The organism is Plantibacter sp. Leaf1, assembly GCF_001421315.1.
Classification (GTDB): Bacteria; Actinomycetota; Actinomycetes; order Actinomycetales; family Microbacteriaceae; genus Plantibacter.
The window spans coordinates 2,285,380-2,300,856 of record NZ_LMJX01000002.1; the positions used below are offsets into that span (position 1 = coordinate 2,285,380).

General features: G+C 65.7%; 12 protein-coding genes and 1 tRNA gene. 9 read left to right on the forward strand and 4 right to left on the reverse strand.

All coding sequences use genetic code 11. From position 1 onward, the window contains the following. Positions 1 to 6: 6 nt before the first annotated feature. From ASE44_RS13025 to lanKC, 3 genes are all read right to left on the reverse strand, one after another. A complete protein-coding gene (locus ASE44_RS13025; RefSeq protein WP_056780473.1) occupies positions 7 to 1,935 on the reverse strand; it encodes an ABC transporter permease in 1,929 nt (642 codons plus the stop codon). After that, positions 1,932 to 2,654 (reverse strand): ABC transporter ATP-binding protein, encoded by a 723-nt coding sequence (locus ASE44_RS13030; RefSeq protein WP_056780476.1) that lies wholly within the window; start codon positions 2,652 to 2,654, stop codon positions 1,932 to 1,934. Before ASE44_RS13030 ends, ASE44_RS13025 begins: the two co-directional genes overlap by 4 nt. 145 nt (positions 2,655 to 2,799) lie before the next feature. Continuing rightward, positions 2,800 to 5,406, reverse strand: coding sequence for a class III lanthionine synthetase LanKC (gene lanKC, locus ASE44_RS13035; protein WP_162235754.1), 2,607 nt, complete (start codon positions 5,404 to 5,406; stop codon positions 2,800 to 2,802). Positions 5,407 to 5,698: 292 nt separating this feature from the next. On the opposite strand from lanKC, the gene ASE44_RS13040 reads away from it, so the two are divergent. The 3 genes from ASE44_RS13040 to ASE44_RS18235 are packed head-to-tail and all read left to right on the forward strand — an operon-like array spanning position 5,699 to position 7,922. After that, positions 5,699 to 7,000 carry a sensor histidine kinase gene (locus tag ASE44_RS13040; protein ID WP_082456003.1) on the forward strand — a complete coding sequence of 434 codons (1,302 nt, stop codon included), beginning with the start codon at positions 5,699 to 5,701 and terminating at the stop codon, positions 6,998 to 7,000. After that, the gene (locus ASE44_RS13045; RefSeq protein ID WP_056780485.1) at positions 6,988 to 7,644 is read left to right on the forward strand and encodes a response regulator transcription factor; all 657 of its coding nucleotides are present in this window, start codon (positions 6,988 to 6,990) and stop codon (positions 7,642 to 7,644) included. The genes ASE44_RS13040 and ASE44_RS13045 overlap by 13 nt, the downstream gene beginning before the upstream one ends. Before the next feature lie 29 nt (positions 7,645 to 7,673). Next, positions 7,674 to 7,922, forward strand: coding sequence for a hypothetical protein (locus ASE44_RS18235; RefSeq protein WP_082456004.1), 249 nt, complete (start codon positions 7,674 to 7,676; stop codon positions 7,920 to 7,922). Between the two features lie 83 nt (positions 7,923 to 8,005). Here the strand turns inward: ASE44_RS18235 and ASE44_RS13050 are convergent. Continuing rightward, positions 8,006 to 8,092: transfer RNA gene (locus tag ASE44_RS13050), tRNA-Leu, on the reverse strand. A gap of 238 nt (positions 8,093 to 8,330) precedes the next feature. Between ASE44_RS13050 and ASE44_RS13055 the strand changes: the two genes are divergently transcribed. From ASE44_RS13055 to ASE44_RS13080, 6 genes are read left to right on the forward strand one after another with little or no spacing between them, the layout of a single operon-like run. Then, positions 8,331 to 9,077, forward strand: a complete 747-nt coding sequence (locus ASE44_RS13055) for a DUF3662 and FHA domain-containing protein (RefSeq protein WP_056010176.1) — start codon at positions 8,331 to 8,333, stop codon at positions 9,075 to 9,077. Then, positions 9,074 to 9,610, forward strand: coding sequence for an FHA domain-containing protein (locus ASE44_RS13060; protein ID WP_056780487.1), 537 nt, complete (start codon positions 9,074 to 9,076; stop codon positions 9,608 to 9,610). The genes ASE44_RS13055 and ASE44_RS13060 overlap by 4 nt, the downstream gene beginning before the upstream one ends. A 4-nt stretch (positions 9,611 to 9,614) precedes the next feature. After that, the gene (locus tag ASE44_RS13065) at positions 9,615 to 10,859 is read left to right on the forward strand and encodes a Stp1/IreP family PP2C-type Ser/Thr phosphatase (RefSeq protein ID WP_056780490.1); all 1,245 of its coding nucleotides are present in this window, start codon (positions 9,615 to 9,617) and stop codon (positions 10,857 to 10,859) included. Continuing rightward, complete coding sequence (locus ASE44_RS13070; protein WP_056780493.1) at positions 10,849 to 12,246, forward strand: FtsW/RodA/SpoVE family cell cycle protein; 1,398 nt, start codon at positions 10,849 to 10,851, stop codon at positions 12,244 to 12,246. The genes ASE44_RS13065 and ASE44_RS13070 overlap by 11 nt, the downstream gene beginning before the upstream one ends. Then, the gene (locus ASE44_RS13075) at positions 12,243 to 13,718 is read left to right on the forward strand and encodes a penicillin-binding protein 2 (protein ID WP_056010184.1); all 1,476 of its coding nucleotides are present in this window, start codon (positions 12,243 to 12,245) and stop codon (positions 13,716 to 13,718) included. The genes ASE44_RS13070 and ASE44_RS13075 overlap by 4 nt, the downstream gene beginning before the upstream one ends. Then, positions 13,715 to 15,460 (forward strand): protein kinase, encoded by a 1,746-nt coding sequence (locus ASE44_RS13080; RefSeq protein ID WP_056780494.1) that lies wholly within the window; start codon positions 13,715 to 13,717, stop codon positions 15,458 to 15,460. The genes ASE44_RS13075 and ASE44_RS13080 overlap by 4 nt, the downstream gene beginning before the upstream one ends. Positions 15,461 to 15,477 lie beyond the last annotated feature (17 nt).

A 15,477-nucleotide genomic window follows, 5' to 3' on the forward strand; every position in this document is an offset into this window, starting at 1 on the left:
TTCGGATCATCGCTGGGTGTTCCTGGTCGCGACCACTGCGGCGATGAAAACTGTGGCGGTGAAAAGGAGACCCATACCCACAAACGTGAGAGCGATGTCGCCCCATGGAATGGCGCCGACAGCGGTGGCCATCTTCGTCGGGTCTTGCGCGAGATATCGCCATGCAATGAAGGCGAACGCGCCGGCAAGCAGCAGACCGCTGGACACGATGAGAACGAGGGCTTCTGAGAGCAGTGTGCCTATCGTCCGAGCGCGGGATATCCCGAGCAGGCTCAGGAGTCGGAACTCGCCCCGGCGATTCATGACGGACGCGGTGAGGCCTTGGATCATGGCGACGATGGCGAGACCATAGATGGTGCCGAACAAGGCGATGTTTCCGGTGGCGGCGTTGCTCTGGCGAAGCTCGACACGCGTCTGGATGAACTCGTCTTTCGTCATCGTCGGGGCGAGGTCGTCGACGCGCGCGATGATGTCGGAGACGGCGGCGGAGTCCGCACTCACGAATACACGGATGTCCCACACCTCCGGGTCCAGGGTCTGCAGCATCTCCCAGTCGACGAGGAGTCCGGTGTAGATCCGGGAGGTGATGACGGCGGCGACGGTGAGGGTGGCCGTGGTTCCGCTCGGTGCCTCGACCGTGACGGTGTCTCCGACCTTGTCGCTCTCCCGTGTGGAGACGACGGCCGCGCCACCGGCGCTGTCGAAGTCGCCTGTTGTCATGTCCGTCTCGAAGACGTCCTGGTAAGCGTCGAGGTCTACGAAGTTGAAAACGGTGAGGAAGGTGCCGTCCGCGCGCCCCTGTTCGATGAGCCGGGTAGTTGCTGCGGAACGTACCACCGCGTTCACGCCCTGCATATTCCCGATGTCGCCGGTGACGGTGTCGGCATCCTTGACGGATGACGGCTCGACGATGAGGTCAGCATCCAGCTTGGAGTGATAGTCATCCTGCATGGTCGCCTGGTCAGGCCCTGCACCGATGGCGAACCCGCCCATGACGCCCATCAGGATGAGCAGCGGGAGGACGTTGGATGCGAACCGTTGCGAGTCGCGGGAGGCGCGCTGCGCGACGAGGACACCCGAGCCGCCGATCAGGGGCCTGAGGAGCCAGCCCAACGCTCGCGCGACCACCGGAACGAGGACTGGTGCAAGTGCGCCGAGGGGGAAGATGATCAGCAGCGGGACGATGATTGAGGCGACAGGGTTCTCGCTCCCGGTGTCCGGCATGAAAATGAGGAATGCGGCGAGCCCGACGACGGACGCGGCTGCGATGACGATACGAATCGCGCTCATCTTCTTGCCCTGTGTGCCCGTCGCAGACGCCTCGAGAGCGGCGAGAACATCGTTGGTCTGCTTGGAGCGAAGGCTCAACCACGCGGCGACCATAGAGCAGAGGATCATCCCTCCCGCGACCAGGGCCAGGGTGAGGATCGGGACACCGAAATCCACCCGCAGGGTCTTCCCGAACACGCCCACGGCCTGGAGCAGGAGATAGAAGGGGTGGGCGAGCAGCCCACCGATGAGGACACTTGGGATCACGACCAACGTGGCGAAGACGAACGCCTCACCGGTAACCATCACGCGAACGCGCAACACACTCGCTCCTGCGAGACGAAGCTGGCCGAGTTCTCTGCGCCGCAAGGCGAGCATGTTCCGGAAGCCCAAGTAGACCAGCACGAGTGCGATCACCACCGTGGTGAAGCACATGACCTGCAGGATGCCCTGCGATGCGCTGACAGCAGCCCGAACGACGCGGGCATCGAACTCCGACATCGAATCGATCCGGACCGCCTCCCCGCTTGCAAGGCCGGTGAACAAGACCATCTCCGCAGTCGCGACGACCGTGGCGATACTGAGAAGGATGGCGACCCCGACATACGCCGCTCGATGGCGACGCACGAACGCCAGAGAGACGGGCAGCTGCTGAGCCACAGTCATCGCGCGGCGCTCTCCAGACCCGTCATGCGAGAGCTGACGGCCTCCGCAGTCGGGGCGTCCATCGTGTCCACGAGTCGCCCGTCGACAAGGAACAGGACCCGGTCGGCGTATGCAGCGATCTGGGGATCATGAGTGACCATGACTACAGCAGTGCCGACGTCCCGGAACCGACGAAGCTGGTCCATCACCAGGAAACCGCTCTTGCGGTCCAGCGCTCCAGTCGGTTCATCGGCGAAGATCACGCGCCTGGTCTGAGCGAGGGCGCGTGCGATGGCCACGCGTTGCTGCTGCCCACCGGAAAGCTCTGCCGGGTACGACTTGACCTTCTCAGAGAGCCCAACGTTGGCCAGGGCATTCACGGCCTGCTCACGCGGTATCGCCGCTCCCCCGAAGAGGGAGGGCAGTGTGACGTTCTGCAACGCTGTCAGAGCATCGATGAGATTGAAGCTCTGAAAAATGAAACCGAACTCGTCACGTCGGAGAAGATCGAGCTGACGTTGCTTCGCGGTGGTCAGTTCCGTGGCGTCGAAGGTGACGGATCCCGCTGACGCACGGATGAGACCGGCGAGGCAGTAGAGGAGGGTGGACTTCCCGGAGCCAGACGGGCCCATGATGGCGGTGAACGAACCAGGCTCGAATGCGCAGCTGACACCGTCAAGCGCGAGCGTCTCCACCCGCCCGTTCGAGAACGTGTGCCCGAGTCCGGTTGCTGTGAGCATGTGCTGCCCTTTCGTAGAAGAAGGGTGGGACGCGCGTCGCCGCGCGCCCCACACGTCCGTGTATCAGTTCGGTCCGCAGGAGATGCTGATACCGCTGTTGTCGCCGTCACACCACATGCTGATGCCGGATCCGAAGACACCGACCTCAGGCCCGGACTCGTTCGACAGGCCCTGCAAAGAAAGCAATGCGCTCATTGTGTTCACCTCCTTCCATGTCATCGTCAAGTGGTCTGGGAAGAGTCACCGGGAACCAGTCGTCCGGGTTCTCTTCGAATAAGGCGAGGAGCGCGCCGACGTAGCCGGCAGCTCCCGTGGAGTAGTCCGCGGAGAGGTGGTATCCGTTGTCTCCGAGCATCACCAGCGCGTCAGGGTCGCTCCCACGGAAGAGGAAGTTCTCGGCGGTGAAGGACATCAACCGGACCCGTTCGCTGCCCCCATAAGAGAGCGGAGCGGACAGGAGCGCGCAGGCGATGCCAGCAGTCCCCCGAAACAGGCCGCCGTTCATGCTGATGATGCCGTCGACCGTCTGAGCGAGTCGTGCGATCTCGTCCCGGTAGTGGGTCGGCGCGCACTGTGCGAGAGCGAACGCGATCCCCGCAGCACCCTCCGACAGGTAGCCGTAGGAGACACGCGAGTAGTCCACTCGAAGGGTCCCGTTGTCCGCTTCGGTGAGCTGCTGCAGCTCGCGCTGGAAGCAGAGGTGCATCAGGTGATCCCAGGAGGCGTCCCCGGTGACTTCCGCGAGCTGGCGGCAGACCATTCCGACACCCGACCACCCGTCGAACAACCCGATGGTGTTACCGGTTTCCGAGTGAGGGCTACGGAGGTCCCCTCCGCCTGTGACACGGGCGGCGAGCAACGAGGCGTATCGGTCGCGCATGTCGCGAGCGGAGTCTGTGTCCGCGAAGGTAGCATCGCACAGAGCGAGGATCGTGCCTGCCAAGCCACTCCGCACGGATAGGTCAAGTCCGGGGTCGGCGCTTACCTCTCCAGCCGCGAGGATCACTTCGGCGCTTGCAGTGTCGCCGAGCTGGGCGAGTGCGGCCGCGATGCCCACGGTTCCGCGGAGGAGACCGTGAAACGGAATGTCGCCCACTTCTCGAAGGCGCGCGCTCAACCATCTGTGGTCCTGCGTGACGTCGCGGCCGGCTCTTGCGAGCATGAGGATCACGCCTGCGGCTCCCGTCTCGATGTTCAGTAAGGCGCCGGCTCCGTCTGCGAACTGTGTCGCGTCCCCCGGGAATCGGCGGGGTCCGTCACGTCGGGTTCCTTCGATGCCGTTGCACACCTGCTCCAAGACTTGTCTCCCTGGAGTGAGAGCAAGGCCTGTGGCGTGGCGGTACGGGTGCGACGTTGCCATCGCGTCCGGGGGCACAGCGTCGACCAAGGTGTTGACGAGGTCCGCGACGTCTTCCGGGAATTGCTCCGCAACCTTCTGTGCCCGGTAGGTCAGCACGGAAGGGTCGAACGCCCCGGCCAGCGACGGCCAGAACAAGTGCAGGACAACGGCAGCGAGCGCGTACCTGTCGCGGTCACGGTTCGAAGTCTGCGCGTGGGGTATGAAGCCCGGGGTGCCGATACTGCCGACCGCCGAGGCATCCATCTCACGGGCGGCTTCGAGGTCGATGAGTCGGACACGATCGCCGTCGACCAGGATGTTCTTCGGCTGCAGGTCGAGAATGCTCCAGCCTGCATCATGAATCTGATCGACCGCGGTGATCACCTGCCGGGCGAGTGGCAGAGCTCGCGCAGCGTAGTCGGCGAGGACAGTCTCCTCCGTGCTGAACGGATAGTTGCTGGCTGCCCAGGATTGGAGCGTGAGCCCGGGAATGTACTCCTCGACGAGAAACTCATGGTCGCCGACAACCCGGTACTCGATGGCGTTGACGACGGCGCCCACGCTGGCGAGCTGCTTCAGAGCCCGGTGTTCACTCCGCAGCCGCGAGGTCGCGTCGGCGGAGTCCGAGCTGTACGCCGACCATCGCCGCGCCTCCTTCAAGACCACCTGACTTGATCCGGCGTCAGCAAGGTACACACCGCCGGCATTGCTGAAATGCAAGCTGGAGCGCACGACGTACGGATGCAGAAGTTCTTCCAACACCCCCGGCGTCGGACTGAGTCGCTCCTCGACAAGTTCACGGATCAGGGCCGGGGGATCAACGAAGCTCGGCAGCGTGAAGACGGCGGCGCGACTGTCGTGAACTTTCTCTCCGTCTGGGCTCTGAATGGCGTAGCCCGCCGAACCGTCCGCATGCTCGAAGCGGTCCAGGAAGAAGGCGCCGTAACGGAAGTAGACGGGACTCTCGCCGAACTTCACATCCGACAGAATGTATGGGCCGTCGAATCCGCGAAGAGCCTCATCGAACAGTGGCAGGAGTTCGCAAAATTCTTCATCGGTGCGGGGGAAGACAGTGATGAACTTGCCTGCCGACCCACGGTTGGCGTACTTCATGCTGGTTCGGCGCAGTTCGGTCTCGTCAGAGAGGTACTTGAAGGGGACACCACGCTCGACGCAGATGTCGCCGACGATGCGAAGCGCGTCTCGCGCCTGCTCCGGGCGAGTGCTGACGTGTACCTTCCACCCCTGGCGCGGGAGAACGCTACCATCGTCCGGGTGAAGCGTCGCCCATGGGCCGAACTTCGAGAGCGACCAGGTGGGGGGCGCGGGGTGTGAGAAGTGGCGACCCGATGCAGCGGTGGTCGACTGTTCGTAGTACGCCTCGCCGGGCGTGTAGTGCTGCAACCGCAGCATGGAGTGATTGCGGTACATCAGGCCTCACGTGGCTGACTGGTCCGAGCGACCCGCACCGGCTTTGTCGCTGAGGCCCCGAGCGCTGACGATGCCTGACATCGGCTGTCTGTCATGGCATCTCCTTCCGCTGCGTTCCTGGCTGACTCCTCCTGGTGGGTGGCGCCTGGCGTCCATCGAACCTCAGCCCTGGGCACCCGCACGATGAGTCCTGCCCTACTCTTCGAGGTAGGGCTGGCTATACCTTTCGGTGCCGCTGGCGATGCCCGGCGTGGGGGATCCCTAGGCTGGACCCATGACGACGGCGGGTCACGTGTGGAAGGCGATGAGGTTGCCCCCGTGGCGCTTCGTTCTCAGCCGCTGGCCGTGGCGGGCACTCATCTACCTGATGCTGAGTGTGCTCGTTGGAGCAGCTCTCGTCCCGCTTGTGATTCTAACATTCCTGCTGTTGCCATTCTGGGGTCTCGTCCTCGGATCCATGGAGCGCCGACGCACACGCCTCCTCGGGTTCCCCGTGCAGATGAGCGACCACGCCGCGGTCGATGCCAGCGAGCGTCACCACTGGATCAACATCCGCCTCACAGAACGTGCGACGTGGCGCGAGGCACTGGCGCTCATCTGGGACCTTGTCTGCGCTCTCCTCGCACTCATCGTGCTGTTTTTCGAGACCATCACACTTCTGGCGCTCGGCATGGTCGCTGCCGCCGGTATCACCGGACCCACACCGACCCAGTTCTTCGGAGACGCCGAAGGGGTCATGACCCCCACAAACTGGTGGCCAGTCGCGCTCATCACCCTCGTCGTGCTGATCCTGTTCGGCTACATCAACGCGTGTCTCGCAACTGGTCAAGCATGTGTGTTGCGACTCCTGTGCGGGCCGAAAGCACGCGGCGTCGACGCGAACATCCAGCGTCTCATCAACTCGCGCCGTGCTCTCGCCGAGTCGTCAGACGCGGAGCGCCGTCGCATCGAACGGGACCTGCACGACGGCGTACAGCAAGAACTCATCGCACTCGGCGCACGACTGGGGATGATCGGCCTCGAAGTGGACGAGCTCGCCGCGAGAGGCACTGACACCACTCAGCTATTGCGAGCGGTCGACGAAGCCCAGGTTCAGGCGGAGCATGCGATGACGACCCTCCGTGACACGGTCCGCGGGATCCACCCTTCAGTACTCACCGATTACGGACTCCGCGCGGCCCTCGAGGAGCTCGCTGAGCGCAGCGACATTCGAGTGACCGTCGAAGGGAACCCCAGCGTTCACCTCCCCGCCGCACACGAGACCACCGTCTACTATCTGGTCGCAGAGGCCCTCACGAACATCGCCAAGCACGCATCCGCCTCCTCTGCCGTGGTCGCCACCGGCACCGATGGCAAGACGTTCATCGTCACCGTGACCGACAACGGAACAGGCGGTGCCGACAAACGGAACGGAACCGGACTACGAGGACTCACCGAACGTGCAGAGGCTCTCAACGGTCATCTGAAAGTCACAAGCCCCGCCGGCGGACCCACCGTCCTGCGAATGGACCTCCCCCTACCCGAAGATGGACCTCCCCCGACCCGAAGAAGGGAACGCCTTGCATGCGAATACTGATCGCTGAGGACTCAGCGCTACTGCGTGAAGCACTCATCGCTCTGCTCGAGCGGCTGGGCCACACGGTGGTGGGCGCCGCCGAGACGGCACCCCAGCTGGAGGAAGCGTACGCGCGACTGGACAGTGCTCCCGACATCATCATCACCGACGTCCGCATGCCACCCGCGAACAAGGACGACGGCCTGCAGGCCGCCCTTCGCATCCGGGAGCAGCACCCGCACCAGCCGATCCTCGTCCTTTCGCAGTACCTCGCGGACATGAACGCCCGCCGTCTCCTCACACTGCCCGAAGGTGCCGTCGGGTATCTGCTCAAGGACCGCATTAACCGGGTGCGTGACTTCGCCGGCGCACTGCAGAACATCGCCAGCGGGGGGACGACTATCGACCCTCATGTGGTCCAGCACCTCCTCAGCAGCGCACACCCCGGCCCGTTGGATACGCTCACGCCACGGGAGACCGAAGTCCTCATTCTCATGGCGGACGGCCAATCAAACGCCGCCATCGCCGAGAAGCTCGTGCTCAGCGACCCCGCGGTCGGTAAGCACGTCGGACGCATCTTCCAGAAGCTCGGCCTGAGCCCCGTAGATGAGAACCGGCGTGTGAAAGCAGTGCTCACGTACCTGCAGGCATCACGTACCCCCTGATCTCCCCGACAGCGCCGCAGAAAAGCACGATGTTCCTGGAAAGACTCACGCTCCAGAACTTTCAGAGCTCTGGCCCCGACCCGGAGTCCATCCGCTTTGATGAGCGGCTCACCGCACTGCTCGGAGGAAACGCCACCGGCAAGACCGCCGCAAGCCAAGCGCTCCTTCGCCTGTTCAGTGTCGCCACCGGACAGCCCCTCACGGGGCTATTCGTCGTGGACACAGAACGCGGCGAGCGCGGATCCGCGATCACGAACCACGCTGAGGCCCGAAAATGAAGCGGCGGTTGCCTCGATTTTCACCGAGGCAACCGCCGAACTCGAATTTCATGAACTGATTCGCGTTTTTACGTGAACCGCACTGGTGCGCGAGGCGGGACTTGAACCCGCACGCCCTTTCGAGCACTGGCACCTGAAGCCAGCGCGTCTGCCAATTCCGCCACTCGCGCAAGACACCAGACGTCACCGCTCTCGCGGCAACTTATCGAGGATAGCACGCGGAACCCACGGCGGAGAACACCGGAGATCCGCGCCACAGCGGGACGAAACCGCCACGAGGCTCCTCCACAGGGCCCGATCCCGGTCTGCCGAGCGGGTGAACACCTGGCGCCGGCACCGGCGTCGATTGGCCTCCTGTACAGCCAAACCGTCTAACATTGCCAGGACACCGACACGAATCGAGAGACCGTGGGCATTCTGGACAACTTCGAGAAGGGACTCGAACGCGCCGTCAACGGCGCCTTCGCGAAGACCTTCAAGTCCGGACTCCAGCCGGTCGAGATCACGAGCGCCCTCCGACGCGAGCTCGACACCAAGGCCGCCGTCGTCTCCCGCGACCGCATCCTCGTGCCCAACAAGTTCACCGTCCGCATGTCCCCCACCGACTTCGAGCGCATGGACGCCATCGGGCCCTCGCTCATCGACGAGCTCGGTTCGCTCGTCCAGAAGCACGCGAAGAGCCAGGGGTACTCCTTCCCCGGTGCCGTGACGATCCGGCTGTCCGGTGACCGCTCCCTGCCCGACGGCCTCGTCCAGATCGACAGCGTCAACCTCAAGGGCTCCGTCACCTGGGCACCCGTGCTCGACATCGGGGGCAAGCGCTACCCGATCACGCAGGCCCGCACCGTGATCGGCCGTGGCACCGAGGCCGACATCACCATCCCCGACACGGGCACGTCGCGGAAGCACGTCGAGATCCTCTGGGACGGCAACGCCGGACAGGCGCGCGACCTCGGCTCGACGAACGGCTCGAAGCTCAACGGCCAGCCCTTCCGCCAGGCGGCACTCTCCCCCGATGCCGTCATCGAGATCGGCCGCACCCGGATCGTGTTCCGGGTCGTGGCCCAGGCCGCCGGATCGGACCGCCGGATGAGCGACGCGACCCGGCGTCACGACGTGTCGTCCTTCAGCGACTCGTGGGGAGACGGCGCGTGAGCGAACTGACCCTGCTGGTCCTCCGCATCGGCTTCCTGCTCCTGCTCTGGACGTTCGTCTTCGGCATCGTCTACGCCCTCCGCACCGACCTCTTCGGTCCGCGCACCCGCAAGCCGCAACCGCAGTCGTCCAACGGTGCGCCGGCCACGCCACCGCAGCCGATGCGGGCGGCGACCGCGCCGGCTCCCAGCCGACCGGCGCCGAGCGGCTCGAACGGCACGCCAGCGCGCGCGACGGTCGACAACACGTCCCGTCTCGTCATCGTCTCCGGTCCGAAGCAGGGCACCGAGTTGCCCCTCGGCCGCGAGCCGATCACCATCGGCCGCTCGGCCGACTCGGGGCTCATCATCCGCGACGACTACACCTCGACCCATCACGCACGGCTCATGCTCTGGAACGACGAGTGGATGGTCCAGGACCTGGATTCCACCAACGGCACCTTCCTCGCCGGCAAGCGCGTGAGCGTCCCGACGCAGATCCCGCTCGACACCCCCGTCAAGGTCGGCCAGACCAGTTTCGAGCTGCGGCGGTAACCCGGTGACGACCAGCGGCGCCGGCGCGGCGCTCTCCCATGTGGGTAAAGTGCGCTCAAACAACCAGGACTCCGGGTATTCCGGGCGTCACCTGTTCGTCGTCGCCGACGGCATGGGTGGCCACGCCGGAGGCGACGTCGCCTCCGCGTTGGCACTGAACCGCATCATCGAAGCAGACGAGCCGTATCCCTCGTCGGAGGCGGCCGAGGCGACGCTGCAGGCGGCCATCCTCGCTGCGAACTCCATCCTCGGCGAGACGGTCTCGAAGCACCGGGAACTCACGGGCATGGGCACCACGGTGTCCGCCCTCGCGGTCATCGGCAACGAGGTCGCCATCGCCCACATCGGCGACTCCCGCATCTACCTGTTCCGTGAGGGCGAGCTCAGCCAGATCACGGTCGACCACACCTTCGTCCAGCGCCTCGTCGACTCCGGCCGGATCACGGCGGAGGAGGCGATGGTGCACCCGCGTCGATCGGTGCTCATGCGCGTCCTCGGCGACGTCGACGCCTCGCCCGAGATCGACACGATGACGCTCGGCACGCAGCCGGGCGACCGCTGGATCCTCTGCTCCGACGGCCTCTCCGGCGTCGTCGACGAGCCGCACATCGCGGCCACGCTGACGGAGGAGTTGTCGGCGCAGCGGACCGCCGAGAAGCTCGTCCGACAGAGCCTCGACCGCGGCGCACCCGACAACGTGACCGTCGTCGTCGTCGACATCGTCGACCAGCCGGTCGGGGACGCCGATCCCGTCGTCGTCGGTTCCGCATCGAAGCCCGTCGCCTTCGCGCTCACCCCCTCGGTGAAGAAGCCGTCGCTCATCCCGAACAGCTGGCTGCACCCGGGGCGGGTCACCTCGCTCGGCAACTCCCACTTCGAGCCGGCGTCGGAGGACTACCTCGACGAGCTGATCGAGGAGGACGAGCGCCGTGCGCGGCGCCGCCGCATCACCTGGCTCGTCGGACTCATCGTCGTCATCGTCGCGATCGTCGGCGGTGTCGTGCTCGGCTACGCCTGGACCCAGACGCGCTACTTCGTCGGTGGCGACACCGACACGGTCGTCATCTACCAGGGCATCCAGCAGGACGTCGGGCCCATCCAGCTGTCGAGCGTCAAGGAGGACACGGGCATCCCCCTCGGTTCGCTCTCCGACTTCGACCGCCAGGCGGTCGACCAGACCATCAGCGCGTCCTCGTTCTCCGAGGCCCTCGACATCGTGAAACGTCTGCGGGTGACCGATGACCAGTGACGTCGCAGCCCCGATCCAGGCCGACACCGGCGTCATCAAGACGATGCGCCGGCTCCGGCTCCCGAAGAAGCTCCGCAACCTCGAGCTGGCACTCCTCATCTTCGCCTTCGCGATCAACGCGGTCGCCGTCATGCTCGTGCAGCTCGGCGCGCTGGGTCATCTCGACTTCGCCCTCATCACCTTCGGCTCCGGGCTGTCGCTGCTCGTCCTCGCGTTCCACATCGTGCTCCGCTACACCGCGGCGGAGGCCGACCCGTTCCTCCTGCCGATCGCCACCGTCCTCGGCGGGATCGGCATCGCGGAGATCTACCGGATCGACATCGCCCTCGGCGACGCCGGCTGGGAGAGCGCGGCCGTCCGCCAGATGGTGTGGAGCGCGATCGCCATCGGCGGGGCCATCGCGGTCGTCCTCATCATCCGGAACCACCGCATCCTCTTCAAGTACACCTACGTCGCCGGCCTCTTCGCGTTCGTCCTCCTCCTGCTGCCGCTGCTGCCGGGCATCGGCCGCGAGGTCAACGGAGCGCGCGTGTGGATCGGGATCGGCGACGCGGTCACGTTCCAGCCCGGTGAGATCGCGAAGATCGCCCTCGCCGTCTTCTTCGCCGGCTACCTCGTCCGCACCCGCGACAGCCTGTCGATGGTCGGCAAGAAGTTCCTCGGTGTCCAGTTCCCCCGGCTGCGCGACCTCGGCCCGATCCTCGTGGTCTGGGCGATGGCGATGGGCGTGATCGTCTTCCAGCGCGACCTCGGAACGGGTCTGCTCTACTTCGGCATGTTCCTCGTCATGCTGTACGTCGCGACGAGCCGAGCCAGCTGGATCATCATCGGCCTCACCATGTTCTTCGCCGGGGCGTTCATCGCCGGCCAGACGCTGTCCTACGTCGCCGGTCGGTTCCACAACTGGTGGGACGCCTTCAACCCCGAGGTCTTCGACCGCGACGGCGGCAGCTACCAGCTCGTCCAGGGCATCTTCGGCCTCGCCCACGGCGGCCTGCTCGGTACCGGTCTCGGCCAGGGCATGCCGGAGATCACGCCGGTCCCGCAGAGCGACTACATCATCGCCAGCCTCGGTGAGGAGCTCGGTCTCGCCGGTCTGTTCGCCATCTTCGCGCTCTACCTGCTGCTCGTCTCCCGCGGATTCCGGGTCGGCTACGCGGGCACCGACGACTTCGGCAAGCTGCTCTCGATCGGCCTGGCGTTCACGGTCGCCCTGCAGGTCTTCGTCGTCGTCGGCGGCGTGACGCGCATCATCCCGCTCACCGGTCTCACGACGCCGTTCCTGGCCGCCGGTGGATCGTCGCTCGTCGCGAACTGGATCATCATCGCCGTACTGCTGCGTATCTCCGACACGGTCCGAACCCAACCCAAGGCGGTGGTCTCATGAATCGTGAACTCAAGCGGGTGAGCATCGTCGTCCTGGCGATGTTCCTGGCCCTGTTCGGGTCGACGACCATCATCCAGATGTTCCAGGCCGACACCCTCAACGCGGACGGCCGCAACACGCGCACGCTGTACGACAGCTACCGCACGGAACGCGGCCCCATCCTCCTGACGGACGGCACCGCGATCGCCTCGTCGGTCGCGAGCGACGACGAGTACAAGTACCAGCGGGTCTACGCGAACGGGCCGCTGTACGCGCCAGTCACCGGCTACTTCTCGCCGACGCAGGGGTCCTCCGGACTTGAGCTCGCGACAAACGACTACCTGAGTGGCACGTCGAACTCCCAGTTCCTCGACTCCATCAACCGGCTCATCTCCGGGCAGGCTCCCAAGGGTGCCGCCGTCGAGGTCACGCTCGACCCCGTCGTGCAGCAGGCCGCGTTCGACGCCCTCGGCGACCAGGAGGGCGCGATTGTCGCGATCGAACCGAAGACCGGCAAGATCCTCGCGTCGGTGTCGAGCCCCGGCTACGACCCGAACGTGCTCGCGAGCCACGACAACGCGGCCGTCCTCGACGCCTATCGCGCCCTCGACGACGACGACCGTCAGCCCCTGCTGAACAAGGGTGTCGACGGCGACCTCGATCCGCCCGGGTCCACGTTCAAGCTCGTCACCGCGGCGGCCGCGTTCGCCTCCGGCCAGTACACGCCGGAGTCGGAGTTCCCGAACCCGTCGACGTACACCCTCCCCGGCACGAGCACCGTGATCCGCAACTCGGAGGGCGGCAGCTGCGGCGGTGGGGCGACCGTCTCCATCGCGACGGCCGTCCAGCTCAGCTGCAACATCCCGCTGGCGGAGCTCGGTGTCGAGCTCGGGTACGAGAAGATCCGCGACATGGCGCAGAGCTTCGGCTTCAACATGGACGTGAACATCACGGGCACCGGCCTCAACCCCATGCCGATGCAGCCGAGCACGTTCCCCAACGCGCTCAGCGACGACCAGACCGCCATGGCCGCCTTCGGGCAGTACACGGTCCGGGCCTCGGCGCTCCAGATGGCCATGGTCTCCGCGGGTATCGCGAACGGCGGTGTCGTCTGCAACCCGCAGCTCGTGAACCGCGTCGTGAACCCGGATCTGAGCGTGCTGAAGGAGTTCGAACCGGCGCAGTTGTCGCAGCCGATCACGAGCGAGGTGGCCAAGGAGATCACGGACATCATGGTCCAGGGCGTCCAGAGCGGTGCTGCGACTAATGCAAGAATAGATGGGGTCGATGTGGCTGGAAAGACAGGCACGGCACAGAACGGATCTGACGATCCGTACACGCTGTGGTTCACCGGTTTCGCGCCCGCGGACGACCCCAAGGTCGCCGTGGCGGTCGTTGTTGAAGATGGCGGTGGACTCGGACAGGACGGTTACGGCAACCTCGTGGCCGCGCCGATCGCGAAGAAAGTACTAGAGGCGGTGCTGAATAAATGAGACCGACAGCCGGGCTGACCTTCGGGGGTCGCTACGAACTGCAATCTCGTATTGCGATCGGTGGAATGGGCGAGGTGTGGCAGGCCACTGACCTCGTCATCGGCCGCACCATCGCCATCAAGATCCTCAAGGACGAGTACATGGGGGACCCCGGGTTCCTCGAGCGCTTCCGTGCCGAGGCACGGCACGCCGCCCTGGTGAACCACGAGGGCATCGCCAACGTCTTCGACTACGGCGAGGAGGACGGCAGCGCCTTCCTCGTCATGGAGCTCGTCCCCGGCGAGGCGCTCTCGACGGTGCTCGAGCGCGAGCGTGTGCTCCCCACCGACAAGGTGCTCGACATCGTCGCGCAGACCTCGTCGGCACTGCAGGCTGCGCACGCCGCCGGTCTCGTCCACCGTGACATCAAGCCGGGCAACCTGCTCATCACGCCCGACGGCCGCGTCAAGATCACCGACTTCGGCATCGCCCGCATCGCCGACCAGGTGCCGCTCACCGCGACCGGGCAGGTCATGGGCACGGTCCAGTACCTCTCGCCGGAGCAGGCGAGCGGGCACCCGGCGTCGCCGTCGACCGACATCTACTCGCTCGGCATCGTCGCGTACGAGTGCCTGGCCGGACGCCGTCCGTTCACGGGCGAGTCGCAGGTCGCCATCGCGATGGCCCAGATCAACGAGGCCCCGCCGGAGCTCCCGGTCACGATCGCCGAGCCGGTCCGCCGTTTCGTCATGTCGATGATCGCCAAGAACCCGGTCGATCGCCCCGCGTCCTCCGCGCACGTCGCCCGGGCCGCCCAGGCGCTCCGCCGCGGAGACCTCAACGCCGCGGCCGCAGCAGTCCCGATGATCCTCGGTGGAGCCGGCGAAGCCGCGACCACCGTGATGGACCAGACGCGCCGCATGCCGGCCGCCGACGACGCCACCACGCAGCTGCTGTCGGCCGCAGAGACCGAGCAGTTCGAGGACGACGCAGCGGTCGAAGGCGAGAAGAAGAAGCGCAGCAAGTGGACCTGGCCGCTCATCGGTCTCGTCGCGCTCCTCGTCATCGTGCTGGTGGGTTCGCTCATCGCCGTGTTCGCGAACCAGGGGAACGATGCCGGCGGGACCACGCCGACGGCCACCGCCAGCTCCGCCCCCCCGACGAAGACCAAGACCCCGACGCCGACACCCACCCCGACGCCGACGATCTTCCCGATCAACCTCAGCGACCTCCAGGGTCGGTCCTTCGAAGAGCTCAACACGATCTTCAGTGCACCGCCCTACAACTTCAGCGTCTCGAAGAACGTCGGCAACCCGGCGACGACTCCGGAGCAGGTCGACACCGTCTACGACGTGAACCCAACGGGGAATGTCAAGACGGGTTCGGCCATCACGCTGACCGTCTACGACGAGGTCGCCGTCATCGACCCGCCGACCGAGGCGCCGAAGCTCGACCAGTCCTCCCTCGACGACGGCTCGCTCGTCATCCCGAAGGACGCCACCTCGACCACGATCAAGGTCGACTGGCTCGCGCTGCAGAACGCCTGCCCGACCGGTGCTGACTTCCTGGGCTACACCGTCGCCGTCTCCGGTGGGTACTTCCAGAACAACTCCTCCGGGCAGTTCGACGCGAACACCACCACCGGCACCATCACGGTCGACGCCGTGGGGCAGCTGACCGTGTCGTACGCGGTCCGATGCAGCACCGGCACCTCGTCCGGATCGCCGTCGTCGACCCCGGTCAACGTCATCAAGGAACAGTAGGCCGATGCCTCCGCGAG